Below are 2,249 nucleotides of genomic sequence, written 5' to 3' on the forward strand. Positions count from 1 at the left end.
GCGACACCGGCTCCTTACGGGGGTCGAAGAGCGGTGGTCTTACATGGTGAAGATCGGTGCTAAGGTTTCACAGCTGCCTCGGACGAGGGCCTTTATATAGGTCGGGTTCCGGGTGCGTTTGGTCCTTGAGAACTCAACAGCGTGCACATTGTCAAATGCCAAATTATACCCTGGCATCGTGATGAACTTCGGTTCTGAGTGGTGTTTAGGTTTCTTTGAGATTGATGGACAACAACAATCGTCAGATTGTTTTGTTCTTTGGTCAGCATCAAATTCAGCAGATTCGGCCTTTTTCCGGTTGGTCTGTTTTTTCTTTTACGGAGAGTTTGATCCTGGCTCAGGACGAACGCTGGCGGCGTGCTTAACACATGCAAGTCGAACGATGAACTCCAGCTTGCTGGGGGGATTAGTGGCGAACGGGTGAGTAACACGTGAGTAACCTGCCCTTGACTCTGGGATAAGCGCTGGAAACGGCGTCTAATACCGGATACGAGCTTCAGCCGCATGGCTAGGAGTTGGAAAGAATTTCGGTCAAGGATGGACTCGCGGCCTATCAGCTAGTTGGTGAGGTAATGGCTCACCAAGGCGACGACGGGTAGCCGGCCTGAGAGGGTGACCGGCCACACTGGGACTGAGACACGGCCCAGACTCCTACGGGAGGCAGCAGTGGGGAATATTGCACAATGGGCGAAAGCCTGATGCAGCAACGCCGCGTGAGGGATGACGGCCTTCGGGTTGTAAACCTCTTTTAGTAGGGAAGAAGCGAAAGTGACGGTACCTGCAGAAAAAGCACCGGCTAACTACGTGCCAGCAGCCGCGGTAATACGTAGGGTGCAAGCGTTGTCCGGAATTATTGGGCGTAAAGAGCTCGTAGGCGGTTTGTCGCGTCTGCTGTGAAATCTGGGGGCTCAACCCCCAGCCTGCAGTGGGTACGGGCAGACTAGAGTGCGGTAGGGGAGATTGGAATTCCTGGTGTAGCGGTGGAATGCGCAGATATCAGGAGGAACACCGATGGCGAAGGCAGATCTCTGGGCCGTAACTGACGCTGAGGAGCGAAAGCGTGGGGAGCGAACAGGATTAGATACCCTGGTAGTCCACGCCGTAAACGTTGGGAACTAGATGTGGGGACCATTCCACGGTCTCCGTGTCGCAGCTAACGCATTAAGTTCCCCGCCTGGGGAGTACGGCCGCAAGGCTAAAACTCAAAGGAATTGACGGGGGCCCGCACAAGCGGCGGAGCATGCGGATTAATTCGATGCAACGCGAAGAACCTTACCAAGGCTTGACATATACCGGAAACGGCCAGAGATGGTCGCCCCGCAAGGTCGGTATACAGGTGGTGCATGGTTGTCGTCAGCTCGTGTCGTGAGATGTTGGGTTAAGTCCCGCAACGAGCGCAACCCTCGTTCTATGTTGCCAGCACGTTATGGTGGGAACTCATAGGAGACTGCCGGGGTCAACTCGGAGGAAGGTGGGGATGACGTCAAATCATCATGCCCCTTATGTCTTGGGCTTCACGCATGCTACAATGGCCGGTACAAAGGGCTGCGATACCGTAAGGTGGAGCGAATCCCAAAAAGCCGGTCTCAGTTCGGATTGGGGTCTGCAACTCGACCCCATGAAGTCGGAGTCGCTAGTAATCGCAGATCAGCAACGCTGCGGTGAATACGTTCCCGGGCCTTGTACACACCGCCCGTCAAGTCATGAAAGTCGGTAACACCCGAAGCCAGTGGCCTAACCCCTTGTGGGATGGAGCTGTCGAAGGTGGGATCGGTGATTAGGACTAAGTCGTAACAAGGTAGCCGTACCGGAAGGTGCGGCTGGATCACCTCCTTTCTAAGGAGCATGTACCAGCCCTGCTGTTTACACAGGGATCATCTGGTCAAGTCAGTTCCGGAGCGAATGTCTCTGGCTGGCGCTCATGGGTGGAACATTGACAATGGTCGTTTTGTGACGGCGCAGTGCTTAGTACGATCTCTTCGGAGGTNGTGGAACGGTGTGGCGCACAAGTGAAACGGTATGCACGCTGTTGGGTCCTGAGGGACCAAGCTTCCACGCTCTTCGGGGTGTGGGGTTTTACCTCTGGGCCAGGAAAGTCTTGCATGTATCGCAGGGTGATTCTGGTGCCGCCCGTATTTTGAGAACTACACAGTGGACGCGAGCATCTTAGTCGCAAATCACGAGCTGGCCCTTTAGGGGGTTGGTGACCGGGTTTGTGATACTAAGTGCAATTTCTTAGACCAACTCAG

The 2,249-nt window shown here is 54.8% G+C and carries 1 rRNA gene; it reads left to right on the forward strand.

Annotation, left to right across the window (positions count from 1 at the left end):
• Positions 1–314: 314 nt before the first annotated feature.
• Positions 315–1,836, forward strand: a 16S ribosomal RNA gene (locus ASF82_RS15035).
• The last annotated feature ends 413 nt before the right edge of the window (positions 1,837–2,249 follow it).

It is taken from the genome of Frigoribacterium sp. Leaf164, from assembly GCF_001423665.1.
GTDB classification, from domain to species: domain Bacteria; phylum Actinomycetota; class Actinomycetes; order Actinomycetales; family Microbacteriaceae; genus Frigoribacterium; species Frigoribacterium endophyticum.